This is a genomic window from Anaerobacillus alkaliphilus, assembly GCF_004116265.1.
Taxonomy (GTDB): domain Bacteria; phylum Bacillota; class Bacilli; order Bacillales; family Anaerobacillaceae; genus Anaerobacillus; species Anaerobacillus alkaliphilus.
This window is the reverse complement of record NZ_QOUX01000010.1, coordinates 1-1,703: the sequence shown is the minus strand read 5'-3', so window position 1 is coordinate 1,703 and position 1,703 is coordinate 1. Positions and strand designations below refer to the sequence as shown.

The 1,703-nt window shown below is 40.0% G+C and carries 1 protein-coding gene; it reads right to left on the bottom strand.

Going from position 1 to position 1,703, the window contains the following annotated elements:
• On the bottom strand, window positions 1-1,703 hold a 1,703-nt coding region (locus tag DS745_RS04310; protein WP_129077049.1), incomplete at both ends, for a bifunctional 2',3'-cyclic-nucleotide 2'-phosphodiesterase/3'-nucleotidase.

The following is a 1,703-nucleotide window of genomic DNA, read 5'->3' as shown; positions in this document are numbered from 1 at the left end:
GCCCAACCATCTGCACCTTCACCAAGATACGATACGAACGTTAAGTTATTTGCTTCAATATACTCTTTTCCTTTCGGAGAGCTTCTGAAGACTACATTTCCTTTTGTTTCTACCGGAACGATTGACCAGTTGTTTACTAACTCTACATTGATAACATCACGTGAGCTTACATAGTCAATGATGACTTCACGGTTTTCTTCTGTTCCAGAGTATACGATCTCTACACTTGGCGCACCTAGAAGGTGATCTCCGCCACCTGAAGCACGGTAGTTATTTGCTACAACTAAGAATTCCATATCCGCTGTCACTGGTTTGCCTTCGTACGTGACATTAACGATACGTTGTCCTTTTGGTTTTGTTACATCAATTTGATACTCGATTCCTGCTATTGTATCAAAGTTAAAGCCACGGAAGTTGTAATCTAGTAATGTTTGATCTTCCGTTTTATTCGGATCGATTTGGTTAAAGTTATTCGCATTTCCTTCTAACCATTTCAATAAGTCTTTTCCATCTACTTTTACAATTTGTAATGTGTTGTTGTAGATGTAAATATCCGCGATATCTTTAATCGCAATTCCACTTTTCACATTTGTAAAATAGGATGCTCCATGTCTTCCTGCTTTAAATGGTGCTGCCGCAGAAAGAAGTGGAAGGTTTTCATATTCTGTCCCCGCAAAATGTTTCTTACCAAACTCTAGCTGAGCATCGTTAATTAATTGAACAACTTTATTTGGTGCGACACGTGAGAAGTACGTGTTTAACGGTGTAGCTGTTTTACCAACTGGGTTGTTTACATACTCAATTGTTTGTTCATGACGATCTTTTACTAACGCAACCATAGCTGGGTCAGCACCATAGCTTACTGTTGGCATTGCTTTCGCTCCGCCATCAACCACTGTCCATGTACCATTGTCATTTTGAAGGTTTAACGTAATAACCCCTAAATGATCTCCCCATGCACCCGGCATCACTGTTGGTACGCCATTTAGAGTTCCTTTTACAAGATCAGCGCCTGGTGTAGTTGCGTATCTCGAGCTTGGGAACACATAGTGTTGGTGTCCTGTAACTAGTGCGTTAATTCCTTCAATTTGGCTTAGTTGGTATGATGCATTTTCACTTGCATTCTCAGATAAGTCAAATCCTGAGTGTGCAGTAACAACGATTACATCTGCGCCTTTTGCTTTCATTTCAGGAACATATTTTTTCGCTGAATCAACGATTTCATTTACATAGATATTGCCATTTAAATGCATTTTGTCCCAAATCATAACTTGCGGTGGGACAAACCCAATCACACCAATCTTAATTGGCTTGCCATCAACCATTCTGTCTAGGATCACATACGGCTCGTAACGATGCTTATCATCACTTACGTTGTACGTGTTCGCACTCAACCATGGGAAGTTAGATGCTTCTACTAAACTATCGAGGAGTGGTAAACCAAAGTTGTACTCATGGTTCCCAATTGTTCCAGCATCATAACCCATCATGTTCATTGCTTCGATGATTGAGTTTTTATCTTTACGGTCTACGACTGCTTCAATGTAGCCTAAGATACTTCCTTGGATAATGTCTCCATTATCAACAAGTAATGTATTGTTGTGTTTTGCACGTAATTGTTGAACCAATGTGTACACTTTTGCTAAACCAAACTTTTGATCCACTGCGTCTGCCATGTAATCGTAAGGCATGATGTGCGCGTG